The organism is Paenibacillus sp. SZ31, from assembly GCF_012912005.1.
Classification (GTDB): domain Bacteria; phylum Bacillota; class Bacilli; order Paenibacillales; family Paenibacillaceae; genus Paenibacillus.
The window spans coordinates 75,058-97,525 of record NZ_JABBEA010000005.1 but is presented as its reverse complement, the minus strand read 5'-3'; the positions used below and the strand labels follow the sequence as shown (position 1 = coordinate 97,525).

The window sequence follows — 22,468 nt, the reverse complement described above, 5'->3', positions numbered from 1 at the left end:
CAACGTCACCAAAGAACCAAAGAACCAAAGAACCAAAGAACCAAAGAACCAAAGAACAAAGAATAAAAAACAAAAAAACAAAATAAATAACAAAAAAACGACCCGAAGGCCGTCCTTTTGTTCTCCCCATTACACTAACCATTCAATAGTTAGCTCAATCCTAAAATCAGTCATGCGAAAAGCTGCAACGTAGTGGAGGGGACGAAATCGATTCTGAAGAAGCGGAGCGTTCGCCTTTATCGTCGGATTTTACCCTTTGAGAAGGGAAAATCCAAAAAATCCGACGATAACAGCGATCTAAAGAACGATTCGGCCCCGGAACGTCCACGCAGCACACCCTCATGAACTGGTTTTAAACACGATGATTACAAACTCTTCAAAAACTGAACAATCGTCAACAACCCTTTATCAAAGTTCTCCAGGTTGAAGTGCTCGTTCGGTGCGTGCAAATTCTCATCCGGCAAGCCGAATCCCATCATGACAGCAGGGATTTCGAGTACACGTGAGAGCTTCTCAACAATCGGAATGGAGCCGCCATCTTTGGTAAAGAGGGCACGAACGCCATACACGTGCTCATACGCATCTGCCGCTTTTTGCAGGATTGCATTGGAAGGATCGGTGTTGAAAGCAAAAGCTTTCTCGATCTGTTTCACATGTAGCGTTGCACCCGGTTGAACGTGAGCGCGCAGATGTGCTTCGATACGATCCAATACATGTTGTGGATCCTGGTCCGCCACGAGGCGGCAGGTAATTTTGGCATGAGCTTCCTTCGGAATAACCGTTTTGCTACCTTCGCCTTGGAAACCACCCCATACGCCGTTCAGTTCCAATGTTGGACGAGCGCCAACACGTTCCACGAACGAGTAGCCTTCTTCGCCGTACAATTGCTCCAGCCCAAGGTCTTGACGAAGCTGTTCTTCATTGAAGCCTTGTTTTACAAATTCTTCTCTCATCTCAGGAGACAGTGGCAGAACGCCGTCGTAGAAACCGTCTACACTCACACGACCTTGCTCATCATGCAACGAAGCGAGCAGGGATACGAGTGCGTGCAGTGCGTTAGGTACACCACCACCAAATGAACCAGAGTGCAAGTCGGTATTGGCTGTGTTCAGATCTACGTGAAGCGAGCAGAGACCGCGCAGGCCAGTGGAGATCGCCGGTTTGCCTTTTTCAAGCAGGGACGTATCCGAGATCAGTACCATGTCTGCACGCAGCTTGTCCGTATTATCATTCAGATAGATGGGCAAGTTGGGGCTGGAGATTTCCTCTTCGCCTTCAATGCAGAACTTGATGTTAACCGGAAGTTCTTTGTTTTCGGCGAGAATGGCTTCTACTGCCTTGATATGTAGGAAAATCTGTCCTTTGTCATCCGTCGCACCACGGGCAAACAGCTTGCCATCACGAACGGTAGGTTCGAAAGGAGGCGTCTCCCACAGATTAAGCGGATCAACAGGTTGTACATCATAGTGTCCATAGATCAGAGCTGTCGGTTTGCCCGGTGCATGCAGGTGATCTGCATAGACAATCGGATGTCCAGCCGTTTGAATGACCTCTACGTTTTCCATACCTGCACGTGTGAGCGCATCTGCTGCCCATTGTGCTGCACGATTAACATCCTCTTTATGCGCTGAAATGGCGGAAATACTCGGAATGGACAACCATTCATTCAGTTCTGCCAGGTGTTTTTCTCTATTTTGTTCAAAATAAGTCTGTTCTTTCATTAAAAAGGCCTCCTTCATGTTTGCTTTATCTCATTGTAATCCATTTTGCCATGTTAATAAAACATTGGTTAAAAAAATGATCGGTTACAGATCGTTTCATTCACCTGTAGATTGTGCGTATAATACAAGAAAAGGATTTCATCCATATATTCTCAGGGGAGTTGAGGAAGTTTCCATGACAGTCAGACCCGATGCAAGCAGGCAGGTGAACAACGATGGAACCGACTAGGAGCGATCGAATATTTGGCAGATTCAAGCGGTTATCCGATTTAAAGGCAGGAAGGCATAAAGGACGATTTTATCGAAACAGCCTGATGCTTATTTTACTCATTGCCAGCATTCCCGGGTTAATCACAGGCATCGTTATGTATCAACAGGTGGTTGGCCGGATGGAGACCGAGTTCAATCAGATGCATCAGAACCAGATCGAGAACCGGGCACGCAATGTGGATGACCAGCTGGCTTATCTGGAGATGAACTTATCTCATTGGGCTTTTGAACCGAGGTTTGGCAATGCTTTGCGGACGCTGGATTTTGTGTATTATTTCAATGAAACGCAGGAGATTGTCACTACATTATATGTATTGCAAGGTTCCCACCCGCTGATCAAGTCAGCACAGCTGTATTTGCAGGAACCGAAGCCGATCTTGTTTAATCGGGATTATAACGAGTTGAAAGATGATGCCAAAGTACAAGCGTATGATCGATACCTTTCCATGGGCAACCACGTGTACTGGACAGACTGGGTTTCCAGCATCAACAGAGATACCGCACCTTCTACCGACGACAGTCTACTGCATACGGATGCAGGCAATGCACTGGTTCTTGTACATAAGATTCCGGGGGAGAGCATTAATCCATTTGGTGCACTGATTATTACGTTGGATAACGAGAAAGTCGCCAGTTTATTGAAAACGCTTACTCCATATGACGAAGGGTTAACGTTCCTCATGGATCAGGAAGGAAACACACTGGTTACCGGTAATCCGGGAACGGCGGGAGAGAACTCTGCTTTTGAGCAGCAGCTAAAAGAAGAAGTTGCCCTGCATGCGGACAACCGTTCATTCCTGTTCCGATATGAGGATCAGACCTATTCCGTCTCGTACGGCTCATTGAGTCGAATTGATTCGGACTGGACCTATGTTTCTGCTGCACCTTTGACATCAGTCACTTCGCCAGTCAAGCTGGTATCCAAAATCATCGTCATTGCCAGTGCAGGCAGTCTCATCCTGGGATTATTGTTATCCTGGTTTGCTTCACGCCGTATATATTCGCCTGTAGCCCGGATGCTGCATCTGCTTACGCCTGGCCGAAACGAAACAACACCAACCGATGCAAAGCTGGATGAGTTTGAGTTGCTGGAGCAACAGTGGAACGAACTGACCTCCCGCAGTGTAACGGCACATCGCCAGTTGCAAGAGCAGCTTCCCCATCTGCGCGACAGTTTTGTCTTACAACTTGTGCAGGGGCATCTGTACGCCTATAACGAGCAGGATCTCCAGCAGCGCATGCGTCATCTCGGATTTGAGCTGGAGGGTCAGCAGTATTTGCTGGTGCAGATGTATTTTACGGGGTACGAGCAGCTGCAAGGCAGATTTGGAAGCCAGGACACGGGATTAGTCACCTTTGCAGCAGTGAATATTACACAGGAAGTGGCGAAAAATGTTTTCAGGCAGATCAGTGTTATGAACTTTCACGACCTGTCTTCAGCCATGCTTGTGATCGCTCCCCAGGATGAACCTGTGAAGTCACAAGCGTTGTTATGGGGACAGGAACTGGTGGAGGTCATTGGACGAACGCTCAAAATGAAGGTGACTTTGATGGTCAGTCGCCCAGCAACTTCACTTCAGGAACTGCCCGGACGATTCGTCGAGATGGAACAGGCCGTGGCTTATCGCAGTGTGGAGGAAGGAAGTCAGATTCTCGATCTGGAGGATGAGGCGTGTTTCCGCAGAAACGAAGCAGCTTCCTATCCATTGGGGCTGGAACGTGAGTTACTACAGGCGGTCAGGCTGGGCAAACAAGCCGAAGCGGAACGTGTGCTGGAGCAATTCATGAGTGAGATTACGCGGGCAGGCAGTACCGAATTTCAGGTGCAGCAGATGATGCTTCAATTGCTCGGCAGTATTCAGCACATGATGCTGCAAACAGGGGTCACACCTTATAAGCTGTTTGGTGGTAGCAACATGTATGAGCGATTATCCGGTATTCGTGAACCTGTACAGATGAAGCAATGGATGGTGAATGAGGTATTCATACCTTATATACAAGAGGTTGAGGTATGGTCGCAGGAACCGCTGAAACTGGTGGTGGAACGAACGATGTTGTATATCGATACGCATTACCGAAGCGACATTTCGCTGGAAAACTGTGCTGATGAGGAGCAGATGACACCTTATGCACTGAGCAAGGCTTTCAAACAGGTTTCGGGGATTAATTTTATTGATTATTTGACACGTGTGAGAATGGATGCGGCGAAGCAATTGCTACGTGAGACAACGATGAAAATTAATGATGTTGCGGCCGCTGTGGGATATCAGCACAGTTATTTTAATCGAATTTTCAAGAAACAGGAGGGAGTTACGCCGAGTCAGTATCGCGATCAATGGTTCGGACAATAACCGTTTATATTTTTGTCATTTCTGACCAGCATCCTGCTTTAGCAGATGCCGGTTTTTTCTTTTTTTACCGTGATACAAAGAAGGATAAACCCGCAAAAATGTGCAATTCTACCTGCTACGTTATGTTTCATTTCTTTTGGAAATGGCGTTATAGCGGGATTTTCGGCCATCATTCCGTAGTAATGCAAAAAATGAAGGTTGCCGGAAACCAGGCGTCTGTATAGTCTGAATAACAGATAAATTGATAACGCTTACATCTTTGAGGGAGGGGAGACATGATGAACGGGAAGACGGACTGGAATACCAACGGCACTGCAACTGCTCAAGCGGATATGGCAACAAGACCATTAAAACAGGAGTCCAATTGGAAAAGGCAGATCAAACGAAACAAATGGTTATATGTGCTTGTGCTTCCCGGCTTTTTGTACTTTGTCATCTTTAAATACTTGCCCATGTGGGGGATCGTCATTGCCTTTCAGGACTACCAGCCTTTCCTGGGCATCCGGGAGAGCAACTGGGTGGGGCTAGAGAACTTTACGAACTTCTTCTCCAATCCGGACTTCTACCGACTATTACGCAATACGCTGGTTCTGGCCCTGTATGATCTTATCTTCTTTTTCCCGGCACCGATCATTATCGCCTTATTATTAAATGAAATTCGGGTCGTTTTTTTCAAAAGAACGATTCAAACGCTGGTCTATGTGCCCCATTTTGTATCCATGGTAATTATCGCGAGTATTACGTACGTGTTCCTGACCCCGCAAGGCGGCGTGTTATACGACCTGATCGCCTGGATTACAGGCAAGCCTATTGATGTCCTCTCCAGTCCGGGTTCGTTCCGTCCGCTCATTATTGTACAGATGATGTGGAAGGAGATGGGTTGGGGCACAATTATCTTCCTGGCGGCACTCGCAGGTGTGGACACGGAGCAGTATGAAGCTTCGATTGTAGATGGCGCAGGACGATTACGGCGGATGTGGCATATCACGCTTCCAGCCATTCGTACGACCATTGTCATTTTGCTCATTCTCAGACTGGGGAATTTCCTTGATACCGGATTTGAGCAGATCTATCTGATGACCAACTCTCTCAACCGGGATGTCGCTGACGTCTTTGATACGTATGTGTATACGGTGGGGATCACGCAAGGTGCATTCAGTTACAGTACCGCTGTTGGACTATTCAAGTCTGTGGTGGGGATCATTCTGGTGCTCGGCAGTAATAAACTTGCGAAAAAATTCGGTCATCCCGGAATTTATTAAGGAGGAGCGCCCATGAACAGCCGTCTATACAACAGCCCTGCCGGCAAGGTATTTGATATCTTCAATTACGTCATGCTGGGGATTCTGGGCATATTAACCGTCCTTCCTTTCCTGTATATTATAGGGAATTCTTTCGCAACGGAAGCCGAGATCACTGAACGCAGTTTTTTCCTTATTCCGAAGGTGTTTTCCTTCAGCGCGTATGAGTATATCTTTTCATCGTCCACGATCTTTCGCAGCATTGGTGTTTCCATCTTCATTACGGTGGCAGGTACACTGGTCAATCTGTTCTTCACACTAACGATGGCCTATCCACTATCCAGAAGTGACTTCTGGGGCCGTAATGTCATGATGAATATGGTGATCTTCTCGATGTTATTCGGCGGTGGTATGATCCCAACGTATCTCGTCATTCGTGGACTGGGACTGCTTGATTCCTACTGGGCCCTTATGCTTCCTGGCGCGATCAGCGCTTTTAACTTAATTGTTGTCAAAAACTTTTTTCAGCAAATGCCGCCCGGGCTGGAGGAAGCGGCCCGCATCGACGGCTGTTCGGATCTAGGCGTGCTGTGGCGAATCGTTCTGCCTTTATCGAAGCCGGTGATTGCCACGTTTGCGTTATTCTACGCTGTGGGACATTGGAATAACTTTTTCTCAGCACTGCTGTACATTTCCGACAGTGACAAATGGCCGCTACAAGTCATGTTGAGACAGATCGTATTACTCTCGCAAGCCAGTGTCGGAGATATGGCGAACATGGACCCCAATTTTGTACAGCCACCAGATCAGTCGATCAAAATGGCGGTGATCGTTGTAGGTACCATTCCGATTTTGTTGGTGTATCCGTTTTTGCAGAAGCATTTTGCCAAAGGTGTCATGTTAGGTTCAATCAAAGGCTAAAGCCAAGGGGGAGAACGTATGGGACAAAAAACGGGATTCAAAAAAGGTGCACTGCTACTCTCTGCGTCACTGGTACTTAGTACGATTCTGGGCGCATGCTCCACGGATAAAGAAGGTTCAGGAACAGCAGCGGGTGGCACCGATGAGATTACAATCATGCTACCGAACTTTGAAGCGGAGAATCCGCCGGAGAACAGTCCGGTCATCCAGAAGCTTGAAGAACTGACCAAGGTGGATGTGAACCTGCAGTGGGTGCCGAGCAGCTCGTACGAAGACAAATTCAACATTACACTTGCCTCGGGAAAGCTACCTCAGATTATGGTGGTGTTAGGGAAGTCCCCAAGTTTCATCAATGCGGCCCGAACCGGAGCATTCTGGGAGCTTGGTCCTTATCTGAAAGATTATCCGAATCTGAGTCAAATGAATGAAATCATCACCAACAATGCGTCAATCGATGGCAAAACCTATGGAATCTACCGGGCACGCGCCCTAGGACGTAATGGGGTCACAATCCGCAAAGATTGGCTGGAGAATCTGGGGCTGGAAGAGCCGAAGACGATTGATGAATTTTACAATGTATTGAAAGCGTTCACGAAGGATGATCCGGACGGTAACGGCAAGGATGATACGTACGGTCTGGTTGCCAGCAAATTCACGGGCCCATGGGATAACATGCAGGTATGGTTCGGTGCACCCAACAAATGGGGAGATGATGGCAGCGGAGGTCTGATTCCGGCGCATGAGACACCAGAATACATGGAAGCCCTGAAATTTTTCCGTCAAATCTATAGTGAGGGTCTGGTAAACAAGGATTTTGCCGTGATGGATGCGACCAAACTGCCTGATCCATTTGTAAACGGTCAAGCCGGTGTCATGGTGGATGTAGCAGATAATGCGCAGCGCATGGATCAGAAAATACTGGATAAAGACCCCAATGCGACAGGACGCGTAGATGTGCTGCAAGCGATGGAAGGTCCAAAGGGATTGCGTGATATGCCAACGTCCGGCTACTCCGGCCTGATTGCGATCTCCAAAAGCAGTGTCAAAACGGAAGAAGACCTGAAGAAGGTGCTGAGCTTCCTCGATCAGCTGAATGAACCGGAATTGCAGGCATTGTTGTACAACGGACTGGAAGGCAAGCAATACGAGAAGAAAGAAGACTACATCGTACCGAGCACTGAAAAGCTTGCACTCCGCGACCTGCAAGGCTTAAATCAGATTTTAATGTTTGTCCCGGAAGACAGAACGCTTCGCGTTCAACAGACACCTGTCCGTGAAAAGGTTACACAGGTGCAGAAAGCCAACGAAGAGATTGTCATTGCCAATCCTGGCGAACCGCTGATCTCGGATGTATACGCTCAGAAAGGACCGCAGCTGGACAATATCATTAACGATGCACGGATCAAATATATCGTAGGTCAGATTGATGAGAAAGGATTCGAAGATGCTGTTGCTCTGTGGAAGAACAATGGTGGAGACGATTATGTCAAAGAAGTTAATGAACTGTACGCTGCGCTGAAGTAGTCGTATAAGCCAGAGCCCGGCAGCCGTGCTTTCAGTGTAGCGGAAACAGCCGGGCTTTTCTTATCGCTGTGATGGCTTGATTCGCGAACCAAATTTCATCCAACTTTCTGGAAAATACAACTTCCTGCATATGGTTTTTGATGTATAATCAAAACAAAACAAACCTATTTGAACTGAAATGAACGTTATTGGTAAAGCTGGACACCACACACTCTTGAACAGGCAGGGAGGAAGGCAACATGTGGAACGGGGATGCATTTGAAAATCCCGAGGCGCAGTACCGGGTTCATCCCTTTTGGTTCTGGAATGGGGATATGGAAGAAGAACAGATTAAGCGGCAAGTGGCTGAGATGGCGGCGCAAGGTGTAGGTGGATTCTTCATCTGTCCACGTCAGGGACTGCAAATTCCCTATCTGTCGGAAGCGTGGTTTGATAAGGTGCGGATTGCAGTGGAAGCGGCGGCTGCTCACAGCATGCAGGTATGGTTATATGATGAATATCCATATCCAAGCGGGATGGCTGGTGGGGAAGTGACCCTTGATTTTCCTGAAGCGAAGCAGCGTCAGCTCGTGCATCACCAGTTGGTGGTTCAGGGCGGAGAAGCTGTGGATCTGGAGTTGCCATGGGGACGCGTCTTGGTTGCCAAGGCGATTCCCAAGGATGAACAGGGAAAACGTCTGTGGCATGAGTCCATCGATCTACGCAGCAAAATCGGCAATATCCAGACGGATCAGGTCTATCAGGAGACCGGACTCACATCGTATAACCGCAAGCGGTTCTTCACCTACCGAACAGCGTTCCGCTTGTTGTGGGATGTTCCCGCGGGTGATTGGGAATTGATTATATTTCAGGAAAAAGAGATCGACGATTTCAAATATTACGGCAACTTTGTTGACCCTTGCCACAAGGAAGCGATGAGTCGTTTTATTGAACTGACGCACGAGCGTTATAAGTCAGCGGTTGGAGATCAATTTGAAAGCGTGATCAAAGGAATGTTCTCGGATGAGATCGCACCGCTGGGCCGTATCCCCTGGTCCCCACAGCTTCCCCGTTATTTCAGTGAGCGTTGTGGTTATAGTCTGATTGATTCGCTACCGGCCCTGCTATATGGTGATGTTCCGGACGCGCATCGGATTCGGTATGACTATTACCAGTCACTTCACCTGCTTCTCAGGGAGTCCTATCACAAACAGGTGCATGACTGGTGTGAGGAAGCAGGAATCCAGTACGCGGCTGAGGTGCCTGGCGTACGGATGACCACCCAGTTGTTCAGCCATATGCCAGGTGGTGATTCGGCACATGAGAAAATCGGACGGTCCTTATCGTGGATTCTGGAACGCTACGGCCAAAAGATGCGTGACAATCCCAAGATGGTCAGTTCGCTTGCCCGGCAATTGGGCCGATGCCGCAATCTGATTGAATGTTTTCACAGTGTAGGTTGGTCCATGACGCTGCAGGATGCCAAGTGGATGATTGATCGCATGGCTGCCATGGGCACCAATTTCTATAACTTTCACGCCTTCTTCTATACGATTGGTGGGCTTGCCAAGCATGATGCACCGCCGTCTCAATTTTTGCAGAATCCCTACTGGAAGCATTTCCGGCAGTTGGGGGATTACACCGGACGGTTGAGCTATCTCATGAGCACCGGAGCAGCAGACATTCGAATTGCTGTGCTTGATCCAACGACGACATTCTGGAGTCTGATGGGTAATCCGCTGCATGGATTCGAGTATAGCGGCGAGGACGAATTAGAACGCGCGCAACTGGAGCGCCTGACGAAGGACTGGATGCGGATTACTACCCATCTGCTCGAAAACAGACGGGACTATGACCACCTTGATCCAGAATTGTTGGCTGACGCTGACTTAACGGATGGCATCATTCAGATCGGCGTGGCCCGTTATGACGTACTGATTCTCCCACCGATGCTGAATCTGGAGGCCGCGGCCTGGGAACAGGTGAAGCGATTTGTTCGGCAGGGAGGAACTGTCATCTCTGTTGGGATGCCTCCGCATATTGCGATTCAGCCGGGAAGTCCGGAGGGAGATGAATCTGCCCAGTTCTTTGGTGCGGGCGAGCAGCCGCAAGAGGTGTACTGGGGCCGTAGTGTGACAACAGATCACGATAACCGTGAAATCATGTGGCATCAGGGTGAGGGGAATGCTTATTTTCTACCCGCAGGAACGGGGCAAGGAGATGACTTTTCGCTGGAGCTGATCTCTCTCCTGCTCGATCAGGTATTGCCTGAACCCATCTGCTGGATCATGGAGGAGGAAAGTGCATCTCTGCTGATGCAAACCCGTCAATTGTCAGATGGAGAGCATATGGTTTTCTTGACCAATCAGGAGGGTCAGGACCTGAAGGGTCAATTAAAGCTGGTCGCCAGACAGCTGTGGGATAGAACGGGGCTGGCAGAGGGTGCTTGTCTCGTGGCAGAACGACTCGATCTGGAGACAGGGCAGCTCCAGGAGTTGCCGTATACGAGCAGTGGCGGGGAATGGTGCATTTCGCTAACGCTGGCGCCTTATGAAGCACATGCTGTTCGTCTTACTTTACAACCTGCGAAGGAAGAGGCATTAACAACGAAAGTGGATGTTGCAGACAAACCTAGATCGACGTTGGGAGCGGAAGTTTCGGCAGGGGCTAATCAGGCCCGTAAGATCATGGTCCCTTCAGAAGGGCCATGGCGACTGGAAACGGTGCAGCCTAACATCTTGCGAATGGGACAATTCGATCTTCGGGCATCCAATGCTAACGGTGTAATTCTGGAAAACCAGCATGTAGCTGTGAAACCGTTTATTGATCAGGCGGCAGAATTATCGGAACAGTATCCTCTGCCAGTCCAGTTTAATCAGGTATTTGGCACACCGAAAAAATCATCTATTGCTTACCCGATCGAGTGTCGATATACGACCACATTTGAACTGAGAACGGCTTTGCCTGCATGCCTGTTATTTATGGACAGAACGGCGATCTCGGGCAGTTGGTCCATGGAGATTAATGGGCATCCACTTGGAAAAGAACAATTCGATCCAATCGAAATAACCGACCACAATAACATCGCTTGTAATATCACGGAGCTGCTGCATAGCGGTCTCAACGAAATGACGGTGATTGTGCAGGTGACGAAAGATGAGGATGGCATCGTTGATCCCTTGTATCTACAAGGAAGATTCGGCGTGGAGTTCCATCATGAAGGCATGGCTTCGCTCGTACGGGAACCGGACACGGCCCTTTGCATCGGACCTGAACCGCAGCCGCTGTATCCCCATTTTGCCGGGGAAATGAGTTATAAACGCACGTTCTGGCTGGATGAGTCAGGGGAAGATGTTGCCTCATTTGAACTGGAATTTAGCCATTGGCGGGTGCAGGATGTGACGGAAGTGCGTGTGAACGGACATAGTCTTGGTGTGCGATGCTGGTCTCCGTATCGCTGGAAGGGAGAAGCCTCCTGGCTTCGTCCAGGGGATAACGACATTGAAGTTCGTGTTACCAACACGTTGATTGGCCTGCTGGAAGGCGCCTATTTTGATTCGGAACATCATCGATTACAGGCCGCAGGTCATGTACCTGCGGAAGAATTTAGATGAAGGAGTGAACGTATGAGCACAACCCAATCAGAACAACAAAGACTGGACCCGGTCTGGGTTGCAGATCAGGGAGACGGTACATACCGCAATCCGATTCTGCATGCCGATTATTCGGACCTGGATGTGATTCGTGTAGGAGATGACTTCTATATGACGGCATCGAGTTTCTCGCATACCCCGGGGCTACCGATTTTACATTCGAAGGACCTGGTGAACTGGCGGCTTGTCCGATATGCCATAGAACGGCTGGATCTGCCAGGATACGATGTACCTCTTCATGGAAAAGGCGTATGGGCACCCAGCATTCGGTATCACGACGGAAAGTACTGGATCTTCTTCAGCACACCGGATGAGGGCATCTTTATGACCACGGCAGATCACCCTGAAGGCGAGTGGTCGCCGCTGCATCTGGTTCATGAAGTGAAGGGCTGGATTGACCCTTGTCCATTATGGGATGAGGATGGGCAAGCCTATCTAGTACATGCTTTTGCCCATAGTCGCAGTGGAATCAAGAGCAAAATCCAGGTGTGCCGGATGGCTGCAGATGGGAGCAAGCTTCTGGACGAAGGGTTGATCGTCTTTGATGGAACCAAACATCATCCGACCATTGAAGGACCTAAGTTCTACAAGCGCGAGGGATATTATTATATCTTTGCTCCTGCTGGAGGCGTGAAGCCGGGGTGGCAGACGGTTTTGCGCTCCCAACAGGTATTTGGGCCCTATGAGGATCGAATTGTCATGCATCAGGGAGCTTCACCGGTCAATGGACCTCATCAGGGAGGATACGTGGAGCTGGAATCAGGGCAGTCCTGGTTTATTCATTTTCAGGATCGGGATGCCTATGGGCGCATTGTTCATCTTCAGCCGATGACGTGGACGGAAGACGGCTGGCCTGTCATTGGAATAGACCGTGAAGGTCATGGAACGGGTGAACCTGTGGATGTGCACGTCAAACCGGATGTAGGAGCCGTTTATTCGATCACTGTGCCTGATGTATCCGATGATTTTCAGACTGATCGTCTGGGGCTGCAATGGCAATGGCAGGCGAACTCCCGTCCCGAGTGGTCTGATGCAGGTACGGAAAGAGGACTGGTATTACCTGCTCATCCATACCCGGAGGGCATTCAGTCTTTGTTTGGTACACCTCATCTTCTGTTGCAGAAGCTGCCCGCATCTGAATTTGTGGCGACGACCAAGCTCACGTTCCTGCCTGGACAGGAAGGGGATCAGTCAGGTCTCATCATGTTTGGTGATTCGTATGCAAGCCTGTGTCTGTTACAGACAGAAGATGGAACCATTCGGTTATCGCTGATTCGCGGAACCAAACGTGCAGACAGCCATCTGCATGCAGATGAATGGGAGGAAACGAGACTGGACTGGGAGGGCCAGGGTTCGCATGTAACCGACCGGACCATTCATCTTCGGTTCACCCTGACAGAACCTGCCTTGTGCCAGTTTAGTTGGAGCGAAGACGGAGCGGAGTTTCAGCCGATAGGTACACCGTTTAACGCCACAACAGCCCTCTGGGTTGGTGCGAAGATGGGTATCTTTGCTGTAAACACACGGTTCACGAATCGTGGAGGTCAGGGTGTTTTTCGTTATTTTAACGTGAAGGAAATTCGGGACTAGGAAGTAAGAGCAGAAGCTGGAGGAGGAGCAAAATGGGACATCGTATTCAGTTTGACCGTTATCCAGGTGGTGTGATGAAAGCGTTGACGCTCAGCTATGACGATGGAGTGGTGCATGATCGCAGACTGGTGGAAATCTGTAATCGGTATGGCCTGCGGGGAACATTTAATCTGAACTCCGGTACCCTGGGTAATCCAGGCCGCATTGAGGCGGGGGAAGTCGCTGAACTGTATGCGGGGCATGAAGTGGCCGTTCACACGGTTACTCACCCTACGCTGCCTTATGTTCCGAATGAACTTCTGACCGAAGAGATTATGGAGGACCGAAAAGCATTGGAGCAGCTTGTCGGTTATCCGGTACGAGGTATGGCTTATCCCAATGGAGGGTATGACCGTGCGTTAAGTACGAAGCTGGAGTGGCTTGGCATCGATTATGCTCGTACCGTTGAATCACATGGCAGATACACGTTGCCAGACCGTCCCCTTGAATGGCATCCGACGTGTCATCATAACCATGATCTGGCGGCGCATGCTGAACGTTTTATCCAACATTCCAAAACAGGTACGCCACTATTGCTCTACGTCTGGGGTCACAGCTATGAGTTCAATGACAACGACAACTGGCAGATCATCGAACAGTTTGGTGAGCAGATTGGCGGCAGGAACGACATCTGGTACGCGACGAACATTGAAGTGATTGCCTACTGGAAAGCGGTGCAACGACTGGAGTGTTCAGCTGATCGATCCATCATCCATAATCCGTCTGCCATCCCGGTTTGGTTCACTGCGGATCAGCAGATTGTTGAAGTGCAAGGCGGAGAGACATTGCGGCTAAGCGAACGAATCAAGGTATAAGGAAGGGAGTTGACGATCATTCGTTATTTTCATGAGAACGAGGCGATTGCAGGCAAGGTATACGATTCAATTCCGGATATATTGACTACGGTGGCTCAGCGTTATATTGGCGATCATCCGAAACATTCCTTTTTGTTCAGAGCCTATCATCGGGGAGGTTTTCGCAGGCTAGGGGACTATCGTTACAACCTGAATCTGAATGAGAAATGCGTAGAGGCGCGTGCAGGGCAATACGTGTATGTACGGGGCAAGTTATGGAGCGAGCAGAATGCAACGTTAAATACGGGCCTGAACTGTTATAGTCCAGTGACGATCTATGTGAATGGTGAAGAGGTATTCAAGTCTGAGCTATTGCAGGAATTATTTCCAGAGCGAAGAACCCAGATTCCGATTTCCGTTAACTATGGCTGGAATGATGTGTTGCTATGTTTTGTCAAAACAGAAGTGGGATTCGGCGGTATCTACGGAACAGCCTCGTTCAAAAATTTCCCGCTGCACTTCCTCATGCCTGGGGCAGATCGTCAGGGTCAGGAAGGCTGGTTATATTCGGAACCCGTCGATGAACCTGTATTATCTCTTCCTCGTGACGGCATGACGGAAGAAGAGACGGGCCTTTCCTGGTATCCGCGCAGGGGTTGGACAGATGAGGAGCAGAGCGCAGGTTCATTTGCTCGGATCTTCGGCACGGAACAGCCCGCTGTGGCCTACGCATGGTCCAGATTGGATGTAACCTTGCCAGGAACATCACCAGTTATTTTAAAAGGTCGTCATGATGGAGCATTGACCCTGTATGTGGGTGGCACTGAAGTATACTCTGCTGGAAGTAGCGGTAACTTCCGTGTTGAACTCTCGCGCTGTTACGGTTCTTCGGATCTCGTCGCTAAAGGTGTAATCCAGGAAGCTGGTGACTCGTGGGGATTCACGTTGGAAGATGCAGAGCGTTCGGGTTCCACAGGCTGGAGACTGAAACCTCCTCATCCGGTTGCGGGATGCTCTGACCCCTGGCTGTACACAGGTGTGTTTGCTCCCGGTGCTGAACCATCCCACACGGACATCGTGCGAACAGACACCGTATTTGATGATGGCGCCCAAGGTGTATATTGGCGGGTAGATCTTCCCGGTACGCATGTTCGTCCCTATCTGGAGAATACACATTACGGCAAGTGGAATTATCCGCTCGGTGTCACCCTGCTTGGACTTCTCCAAACGGGACAAGAATTGGGACGTGATGATTACATTCAGTATGTGCGGCAACATATTGAACTGAGCACTTCATTTGATCGCTATGGTCTATGGGATCGGGAAGGTTATGGTGCGGCAGGGATTAATAATCAACTGTCTGCCATCGACAGTCTGGATGATTGCGGTTCGTTTGGGTCTACGCTGCTTGCTGCGATGGAGTTGTGCGATATTCGTGGGGGAAGAGATACCGTGGATCGGATTGCGGGCTACATTACGGATGAGCAGGAACGTCTGGAGGATGGTGCCTTTTACCGGGTTCGCGGCAGTGGAGAGATGCGTCAGGAGACGATGTGGTGTGATGACTTATACATGAGCACACCTTTTCTGGTGCGTTACGGTCAGTTAACAGGCGATGGGACGTATTGGGATGATGCGGTTAATCAGTTCCTGATGTTCCGTAAATACCTCTATCTTCCCGAACAACAGATCATGTCCCATGTGTATGATTTTGTGCGAGGTCGTGCGACAGGTATTCCGTGGGGACGCGGGAACGGCTGGGTGCTATTCTCCTTAACCGAACTGTTATCCATCCTGCCACATGATCATGTGAAACGGCCGGAACTGCTAACTTTCTATCGTGATTTAAGTCAGGGTTATCTGGCGCTGCAAGGGGAAAATGGACTTTGGCATCAGGTGCTGAATCGCCCGGATTCGTATGAAGAGACTTCCTGTACATCGATGTTTATCTACGCTTATGCCCGTGGTATTCGGAAAGGCTGGCTGGAACAGCCTGAGCCTTATCTGGAGGCCGTACGCAAAGGATGGGAAGGCATAACGCGCTTGTCGATTGACTATAAAGGCAATATATACGGGGTATGCCGGGGCTCCGGGTACTCGTTTACCGCTTTGTATTATCGCGATGATCTGGGATGGAATCTGAATGATACCCATGGAATCGGTATTGTGCTGTTGGCTGGCATTGAGGCACATAAAATGAACCAGCAGCTACGCGAGGTGTCTATCGATTCTTCGGTTACAGCCGCGCAGCGCTGATGTTTGACGCAACGGATGCATGTGGATAGCCTCTATAAGTAGGTAAACAGCTAAAGAAAGCGGCAATGCCCTCAGGCTTGCCGCTTTTAGTGTGATTTCAATCCCGAATCTGATCAGCATAATAGCAATAACACACTTACCTTCACCCAATAATATGAATAACTGCGTCATGAACACGGATCAAAATAATTCCAGCTGCTCCGGTCCTTCTTCCTGTTCTGGTTCAGTACGGTCAGGAAAGGGCTTCACTGGCTGGTCCAGCAGATCCATCATCATCTGTGCATTGGCTGCTGCATCGCCACCGGAGTTGTTGTTAAAAATAACATAGACATCCTTGCTCTGCTCCTGCAATTGCTCCAGATATTCTTTCCACTCCAACAACTCTTCCTTGTTGTAACGGTATAAATAACGGGTCTCGCGCCAATTGGGCGCACCATTCTGATGCCACCCGGACACATTACGTCCGTGCATGCGAACCAGTGTCATCTCGGAATCCGTCGCCTGTGGCACGATGGGGATAGAACCTAGACCTGCCTGAGGTTCGTCACAGACGCTGTGAATCCAGCCTTGCTCTTTCAGGAACGAAAGCGTCCGCTCGCGCATGTCACCTTCATACCAGCTACGATGACGGAATTCCAGGGCACACGGAATGCCCTCCATTCTCAGTTTCACTTCACGAAGCTCTTTCACGTTGTCTTTATTGCACTCAAACCAAGGCGGATATTGAAACAAGGCTGCCTGCATCTTGCCGGCTTCAATGACCGGTTCCAGTGATTCCCGAAAAGCCTTATACATCTCCGACGTGCTGGTGAAGTATGGTTTGCCTCGCAGATGTCCGGTCATTCCCTGATAGGCTTTGATGATAAAAGCAAAGGATTCGGGCGTCTCTGCAGCCCACCGTGCCATTCGATCCCGCGGCTGAACGGCGTAGAAAGAACTATCCACCTCCACGGTGGAGAAGTATTTCCCGTATAGACCGAGCTTGTCTTTAGCTTTGGTGCGGATGGGATAGAGATCTTCCTGATCCCCCCATCCGGTAAGTCCGATGTGAATCATAAGAACACCTCCTGTTGCTTTTTGGACAACCTCTTATAGTTAAACGATTCGCAGGGTATGTGTATGTTTAACATTATATCGTGTGCATTTTGGCTCTTCAATGTAGATGATGTACTGGAATTTTTTGAGTTTGCAGGATAAAGACGTTACAATAAATTAAAGCTTAGGGGAAATGATCAGGCCTGAACAACAGTGGATGACGGACAGTGGGGCCAGTGAACAGGTGGAGGGCGAGAATGGATGACGGAATGGTATGAAAAGAGTTTCGGAGAAGATTATCTTCTCGTATACAAGCACCGGGATGTGCAAGGTGCCTATCAGGAAGTACATAAAATGATCAATTGGTTGAAGCTTAAGCCCAATGCTGAAGTATTGGATCTCTGCTGCGGTATGGGACGGCACTCACTGGCACTTGCTGATGCAGGGTTACGAGTGACCGGAGTCGACCTGTCCGATGTGCTTTTGCGTGAAGCCCGCCTAATGGATGACGAACACCGAGTATCTTGGTGTCACGCGGACATGCGTGAACTGCCGCTGAAAGGTGGCTTCGACGCCGTAGTTAATCTGTTCACATCGTTTGGTTATTTCCTGGAGGACGGAGAACAACTGAAAGTATTACGTGCCATTCATCGCATGCTTCGCCCGGGTGGCAGCTATATTATTGATTTTATGAACACGGCATATGTGACGCGTCATCTGGTGCCGCACTCGGTTCGAGAGGATGAAGGGCAACGGATTGAGGAGCTCCGCAAGATTGAGGATGGATTTGTGCAAAAGGAAATTCGCATTACGGATACTACATCCGGAGATGAACCACGGGTATATCAGGAGCGTGTGAAGTTGTACACACGGGATCAACTGAGTCAGATGTTAAGTGAAGCCGGACTGCGGGTAGATCAGGTCCATGGCGGCTATGATGAAGAGAAATATGACGAGCAGGCTTCTCCACGCATGATTTTTGTAGGTCATCGTCCTGTGGAGTGAACAGAGAGCGTGTGGAAGGGGAGTACGATGAAGCGAACAGAAGAGATGTCCATGACAGAGGGCATACACCGGGTCAAGATTACCATGTCTTTTCCCCTGCGATGGGTCAACAGTTATGTGTTGTCTGAACCGGATGGAACGATCACCATTATAGATCCGGGACCGCGTAATACGGAAACGGAACTGGAGTGGCACGAAGCGCTGTCAGATCTCGGTCTGACCTTTGACAATATCCATCAAATTGTGTTGACTCATCATCACCCGGATCATCTGGGGTTGTCGGGTTGGATGCAACAGATGACGGGGGCACCCGTTCGAATGTCCACACGTTCCCGCCAAGAGGCCGATTATATGTGGGGACCTGATTCACGCATTAATACAGTATTACCTGATTATTATGGTCGTCATGGAATGCCGGAAGACAAGACCGAGCAGATGCATGAACATATGAAGGCATTTACTTCACAGATCACACCACTTCCGAAGGTGACACCCATTGAAGACGGTGAGTGGCTCGATATGGGCGGGAAACGTTGGGTTGCTGTGGAGACGGGTGGACATGCCCCAGGCCATTTATCTTTTTATGCTCCGGAGTCGATGGAGATCCTGTGCGGAGATGCCGTATTGCCACAGATTTCACCAAATATCAGTCTTCAACCAGGCAGTGACCCTCAGCCACTATTGTCTTATATGGAGGGATTGCATCGTCTCAGGGCTCTGAATGTCAAGCAGGCGTATCCAGGACATCGGAATCCCTTTGCACAGTTCAGCGAACGTACAGTTCATCTGCTCGCTCATCACGAGGAACGCCTTCAGAAGATGACGGAGCGAATTCAGGAGTCACCGGCGAATGCGTATGACATCTGTGTGCACATGTTTGGCAATCGACTCGGGACCCATCAACTGCGATTTGCCATGAGTGAGACGTTGGCCCATCTGCAGGAGTTAATTCGACGCGAAGTAGTGAAGCAAAAACAACGACCGGATGGCACGTTCTATTTTCGATTCTAACGGAATGATGATATGGATATGAAATCATAATTCGATCCTATATAGAGGCTCGGGACAGGAAATTCACCTGTTCTGGGCCTTTTTAGCCTCTCTTAACGGTTCATTCATCTATTTTTAAGCCAGCGCGCCTATGATACATCTATGAACTTCGCTAGGGCGAGATTTGAGACACACCCTAAAGAAAGCAGGGAAGAGCGATGACCAGAAGAAAACGGAATCAATGGAGAAAATGGCAAGCTTCAGCGGCAGCAACGTTGACCGTGGCTGCACTCTTTCAATATGTAAGAACCTCGGATGCCTTTGATGTGGCTTATGCAGCAGCGAATGGCACAGATACAAGCATTACCGCTTCAAGCCAGGTAGATACGCGTGATGATGTGATGGATGAATGGATCAGTAGTACAACGGACAGCCACAACTGGAATACGCAGGACAATGCCAATAATGATAGCCAATATAATGGAACAACCGATAGCACACAATCCGCTGGAGCGGATCAAAGCATGAGTGACAAGGGAAGTTATTCAGATTCTCAGCGTTATGGACAAAATAACCAGGGTACAGACTCCGGGTACAGCAGTGGCAACTATCAGTCACGTACAGGTGCATCATGAGCCGCACGGAGCAAGTCGCTCGTCCGCTCCGGTTTCAATTCCGTGCGATGAACACGGATGTTGAAGTGCAACTGTCCGCTGGGAGGGAAGAAGCTGAACATGCAGCAACCTTGGTGAAGAATTGGTTTGAGACGCAGGAGCAGCGCTTCAGCCGATTTGTGGCAGACAGTGAACTGAATCGTCTGAATGGTTCAATCGGATGGATGCCCATCTCCGCTGCGATGGATGAAGTTTTGAGTTTGGCATATGGATATATTGGTCTGACCGAAGGGATTTTTCAACCGGGTATCTCGCAGGCTCTTCAGGCTTCGGGATATGATCTAAGCTTCGAGAAGGTACAACAACGACAGTCTCAACTTCCGTTTCTTGAACGTATTTTGCAAACGAAAACACCTGAATGCTCAGGAATGATGGAAGATCGATATGACCACAGCCGTCCGAGCTGGATTCAGCGGGAAGGTAGTCGGATGGTTCATCTGGACCCCGGAGCTGAGCTGGACCTGGGAGGCATCGTTAAGGGCTGGGCAGTGGAGCGCATCGCAGACTGGTTACAGCGAACATTGCATATTCCGGCGGGGGTGATTAACGCAGGTGGAGATATTCAAGTATGGGGTACACCAGACCATCCCCAGTGGACCTTGCAAGTAGCAGATCCTTTGCAGGATCAAGAGAATGTGTCAGGTGCAGTTCGCTTACAGCGAGGAGCTGTTGCCACTTCGGGTATTTCCCGCAGACAATGGCAGAATACGGATGGAAGCCTTGCGCACCACCTCATTGATCCCCGGACGATGGAACCAACGGATACGGATGTGCTACAGTGTACCGTTCTGGGACAGCATGCGTCACAATGCGAGATTATTGCCAAGACGGTCTGCATTTTGGGGAGCGCCGAAGCGGTGGGCTGGTTAAACCGACATTATGATCGGCATGACGTCCTGTGGATGACACGGGATGGGAGTACTTACTTTAGAGGGAATACGGATACGCTCGCTGAGCACTGGCCCGGTTTTGATCCGGATCATCGCTTCAGTCTGATATAGGACAAGTCTAACAGATATGGGGGAGCCGGTTATGGCACAATGGATTGTAGATTACCTGCCGACGTGGAATATCATTCGAATTAGTGGAATTGCTGCTTATGTGCTGCTCTTTGCCGGTGTGTTCCTGGGTATTGCTCAAGGGATGCCTATGGCCAAAGGTAAACCGAAAGCAGCCATGTTCAAATGGCATACACGAACGACCTGGCTCGCCTTCGGACTTGGACTCGTGCATGCGTTAACGTTATATATTGATCACTACAGCCCGTTTACCTGGGGAGAACTTCTGATTCCTTTTACCGCGTCTGTGCATCCGATCGGCAGTGGTCTGGGAACGTTAGCCTTCTACGGATTAGTAATCGTCCTGTTATCCAGTGACCTGCGGAACAAGCTGGGCCGTAAATGGTGGTTCATGTTCCACATGCTGTCCTATCCGGTGTTCATTAGTCTGCTGGTTCATGGCATGGTTACCGGGACGGATTCTGGCAATATCATCATGCGGATGATGTATGTATTTACCGGACTCAGCATCCTAGGTATCACGGTGCTGCGTGGCATGTTGCGAGAGCGCAAAGGCCCGGAAATCACGATTGGACCGAAATGGACACCATCTGAGCCAGCTGCTGAGCAGAAGCGGATTGAAGGTTTTGGTTTGATCGGTACGGTACGACCTAAGCATCTGAAATAATAACATGTGGATCATGCAATACGTATCGTACACATGCAAAAGAAGCGGCCATCAGGCCGCTTTTTCCATGAACAGGTATTTTATTGAAACAGAACAGTTCATTCACCAAGCATCCACACACATGTCCAATGTTCCACATGGCTTCAGATATGAAACAAGTTACGCGTTATACAGCGTCATCGCTGACAGGTTTTTCTCCCAGCGCTTCTTCAAGCTCGGATTGTTTGCGATGGGCGATCCGACTGCTCGCTGCCGATGCAATCGCACCGACAATATCATCGAAGAACGTGTGGACAGGCCCCAGGCTCTTGTCGTTTAGTCGTTCAAGCACCCCTGGTTTCAGCTTGTCCACATAACCATAATTCGTGAATCCAATGCTGCCATAAACATTAACAATGGAGAATGCCAAAATCTCATCCACGCCATATAGGCCTTCATCGTTCTCAATCATTTCCTGCAAAGGAGATATGAGCTGACCTTGTTCTGCCAGGATATCAAGCTGAATACCGGTCAGGACAGCGTTCTGTACCTCACGTTTACGGAGAACCATCTCCACATTTTCGATACATTCTTCTATCGTAAGACCTGGATAATATTTTTGCTGCAATAACATGACCAGTTCTGCGATCTCAGGGATCGTGACGCCCCGCTTATGCAGCCATTCCCTTGTTGCCTCCGCGACCTTGCGGCTATTCAGGCTATAAGGGATTTTTTCTTGCTCAGGATGTTCCATGGGCGA

At 49.3% G+C, this 22,468-nt stretch carries 16 protein-coding genes; 13 read left to right on the top strand and 3 right to left on the bottom strand.

Annotation, left to right across the window (positions count from 1 at the left end):
- Positions 1 to 365: 365 nt before the first annotated feature.
- Entirely contained in the window at positions 366 to 1,721 is a 1,356-nt protein-coding gene (locus HF638_RS12430; RefSeq protein ID WP_169480491.1) for a dipeptidase, read from the bottom strand.
- A 215-nt stretch (positions 1,722 to 1,936) separates the two neighbouring features.
- Between HF638_RS12430 and HF638_RS12425 the strand changes: the two genes are divergently transcribed.
- The 8 genes from HF638_RS12425 to HF638_RS12390 all read left to right on the top strand — a co-directional run bounded on the left by HF638_RS12425 (position 1,937) and on the right by HF638_RS12390 (position 16,339).
- Complete coding sequence (locus HF638_RS12425; protein WP_169480490.1) at positions 1,937 to 4,342, top strand: AraC family transcriptional regulator; 2,406 nt, start codon at positions 1,937 to 1,939, stop codon at positions 4,340 to 4,342.
- 332 nt (positions 4,343 to 4,674) lie between these two features.
- Positions 4,675 to 5,604 carry an ABC transporter permease gene (locus HF638_RS12420; protein ID WP_169480693.1) on the top strand — a complete coding sequence of 310 codons (930 nt, stop codon included), beginning with the start codon at positions 4,675 to 4,677 and terminating at the stop codon, positions 5,602 to 5,604.
- Positions 5,605 to 5,616: 12 nt separating this feature from the next.
- Positions 5,617 to 6,504 (top strand): carbohydrate ABC transporter permease, encoded by an 888-nt coding sequence (locus HF638_RS12415; protein WP_169480489.1) that lies wholly within the window; start codon positions 5,617 to 5,619, stop codon positions 6,502 to 6,504.
- 18 nt (positions 6,505 to 6,522) lie between these two features.
- Positions 6,523 to 8,028, top strand: coding sequence for an extracellular solute-binding protein (locus HF638_RS12410; RefSeq protein WP_169480488.1), 1,506 nt, complete (start codon positions 6,523 to 6,525; stop codon positions 8,026 to 8,028).
- Positions 8,029 to 8,267: 239 nt separating this feature from the next.
- On the top strand, positions 8,268 to 11,621 hold the full coding sequence (locus HF638_RS12405) for a glycosyl hydrolase (protein ID WP_169480487.1): 3,354 nt from the start codon (positions 8,268 to 8,270) through the stop codon (positions 11,619 to 11,621).
- A gap of 12 nt (positions 11,622 to 11,633) precedes the next feature.
- The gene (locus HF638_RS12400) at positions 11,634 to 13,250 is read left to right on the top strand and encodes a glycoside hydrolase family 43 protein (RefSeq protein WP_169480486.1); all 1,617 of its coding nucleotides are present in this window, start codon (positions 11,634 to 11,636) and stop codon (positions 13,248 to 13,250) included.
- Positions 13,251 to 13,282: 32 nt separating this feature from the next.
- Positions 13,283 to 14,104 carry a polysaccharide deacetylase family protein gene (locus tag HF638_RS12395; protein ID WP_169480485.1) on the top strand — a complete coding sequence of 274 codons (822 nt, stop codon included), beginning with the start codon at positions 13,283 to 13,285 and terminating at the stop codon, positions 14,102 to 14,104.
- Positions 14,105 to 14,113: 9 nt separating this feature from the next.
- A complete protein-coding gene (locus HF638_RS12390) occupies positions 14,114 to 16,339 on the top strand; it encodes a glycoside hydrolase family 88/105 protein (protein ID WP_211175621.1) in 2,226 nt (741 codons plus the stop codon).
- A 180-nt stretch (positions 16,340 to 16,519) separates the two neighbouring features.
- On the opposite strand, the gene HF638_RS12385 is transcribed toward HF638_RS12390, so the two are convergent.
- Positions 16,520 to 17,395 carry a DUF72 domain-containing protein gene (locus tag HF638_RS12385; protein ID WP_169480484.1) on the bottom strand — a complete coding sequence of 292 codons (876 nt, stop codon included), beginning with the start codon at positions 17,393 to 17,395 and terminating at the stop codon, positions 16,520 to 16,522.
- 240 nt (positions 17,396 to 17,635) lie between these two features.
- Here HF638_RS12385 and HF638_RS12380 point away from each other — a divergent pair, with 240 nt between their 5' ends.
- The 5 genes from HF638_RS12380 to HF638_RS12360 all read left to right on the top strand — a co-directional run bounded on the left by HF638_RS12380 (position 17,636) and on the right by HF638_RS12360 (position 21,729).
- Positions 17,636 to 18,379 carry a class I SAM-dependent methyltransferase gene (locus HF638_RS12380; protein WP_169480483.1) on the top strand — a complete coding sequence of 248 codons (744 nt, stop codon included), beginning with the start codon at positions 17,636 to 17,638 and terminating at the stop codon, positions 18,377 to 18,379.
- Between the two features lie 27 nt (positions 18,380 to 18,406).
- Entirely contained in the window at positions 18,407 to 19,390 is a 984-nt protein-coding gene (locus HF638_RS12375) for an MBL fold metallo-hydrolase (RefSeq protein ID WP_169480482.1), read from the top strand.
- A 197-nt stretch (positions 19,391 to 19,587) separates the two neighbouring features.
- A complete protein-coding gene (locus tag HF638_RS12370; protein ID WP_169480481.1) occupies positions 19,588 to 20,004 on the top strand; it encodes a hypothetical protein in 417 nt (138 codons plus the stop codon).
- Positions 20,001 to 21,044: an FAD:protein FMN transferase gene (locus tag HF638_RS12365; RefSeq protein WP_169480480.1), complete on the top strand. Its 1,044-nt coding sequence runs from the start codon at positions 20,001 to 20,003 to the stop codon at positions 21,042 to 21,044. The genes HF638_RS12370 and HF638_RS12365 overlap by 4 nt, the downstream gene beginning before the upstream one ends.
- 31 nt (positions 21,045 to 21,075) lie before the next feature.
- The gene (locus tag HF638_RS12360) at positions 21,076 to 21,729 is read left to right on the top strand and encodes a ferric reductase-like transmembrane domain-containing protein (RefSeq protein WP_169480479.1); all 654 of its coding nucleotides are present in this window, start codon (positions 21,076 to 21,078) and stop codon (positions 21,727 to 21,729) included.
- Between the two features lie 166 nt (positions 21,730 to 21,895).
- Here HF638_RS12360 and HF638_RS12355 read toward each other — a convergent pair whose 3' ends face one another.
- A complete protein-coding gene (locus tag HF638_RS12355; RefSeq protein ID WP_169480478.1) occupies positions 21,896 to 22,462 on the bottom strand; it encodes a phosphatidylglycerophosphatase A family protein in 567 nt (188 codons plus the stop codon).
- Positions 22,463 to 22,468 lie beyond the last annotated feature (6 nt).

What these genes read in the sequence shown, in the direction of transcription:
- HF638_RS12430 (WP_169480491.1), bottom strand. Translation starts at nt 1,721, where the DNA reads ATGAAAGAACAGACTTATTTTGAACAAAATAGAGAAAAACACCTGGCA.
- HF638_RS12425 (WP_169480490.1), top strand. Translation starts at nt 1,937, where the DNA reads ATGGAACCGACTAGGAGCGATCGAATATTTGGCAGATTCAAGCGGTTA.
- HF638_RS12420 (WP_169480693.1), top strand. Translation starts at nt 4,675, where the DNA reads ATGGCAACAAGACCATTAAAACAGGAGTCCAATTGGAAAAGGCAGATC.
- HF638_RS12415 (WP_169480489.1), top strand. Translation starts at nt 5,617, where the DNA reads ATGAACAGCCGTCTATACAACAGCCCTGCCGGCAAGGTATTTGATATC.
- HF638_RS12410 (WP_169480488.1), top strand. Translation starts at nt 6,523, where the DNA reads ATGGGACAAAAAACGGGATTCAAAAAAGGTGCACTGCTACTCTCTGCG.
- HF638_RS12405 (WP_169480487.1), top strand. Translation starts at nt 8,268, where the DNA reads ATGTGGAACGGGGATGCATTTGAAAATCCCGAGGCGCAGTACCGGGTT.
- HF638_RS12400 (WP_169480486.1), top strand. Translation starts at nt 11,634, where the DNA reads ATGAGCACAACCCAATCAGAACAACAAAGACTGGACCCGGTCTGGGTT.
- HF638_RS12395 (WP_169480485.1), top strand. Translation starts at nt 13,283, where the DNA reads ATGGGACATCGTATTCAGTTTGACCGTTATCCAGGTGGTGTGATGAAA.
- HF638_RS12385 (WP_169480484.1), bottom strand. Translation starts at nt 17,395, where the DNA reads ATGATTCACATCGGACTTACCGGATGGGGGGATCAGGAAGATCTCTAT.
- HF638_RS12380 (WP_169480483.1), top strand. Translation starts at nt 17,636, where the DNA reads ATGACGGAATGGTATGAAAAGAGTTTCGGAGAAGATTATCTTCTCGTA.
- HF638_RS12375 (WP_169480482.1), top strand. Translation starts at nt 18,407, where the DNA reads ATGAAGCGAACAGAAGAGATGTCCATGACAGAGGGCATACACCGGGTC.
- HF638_RS12370 (WP_169480481.1), top strand. Translation starts at nt 19,588, where the DNA reads ATGACCAGAAGAAAACGGAATCAATGGAGAAAATGGCAAGCTTCAGCG.
- HF638_RS12365 (WP_169480480.1), top strand. Translation starts at nt 20,001, where the DNA reads ATGAGCCGCACGGAGCAAGTCGCTCGTCCGCTCCGGTTTCAATTCCGT.
- HF638_RS12360 (WP_169480479.1), top strand. Translation starts at nt 21,076, where the DNA reads ATGGCACAATGGATTGTAGATTACCTGCCGACGTGGAATATCATTCGA.
- HF638_RS12355 (WP_169480478.1), bottom strand. Translation starts at nt 22,462, where the DNA reads ATGGAACATCCTGAGCAAGAAAAAATCCCTTATAGCCTGAATAGCCGC.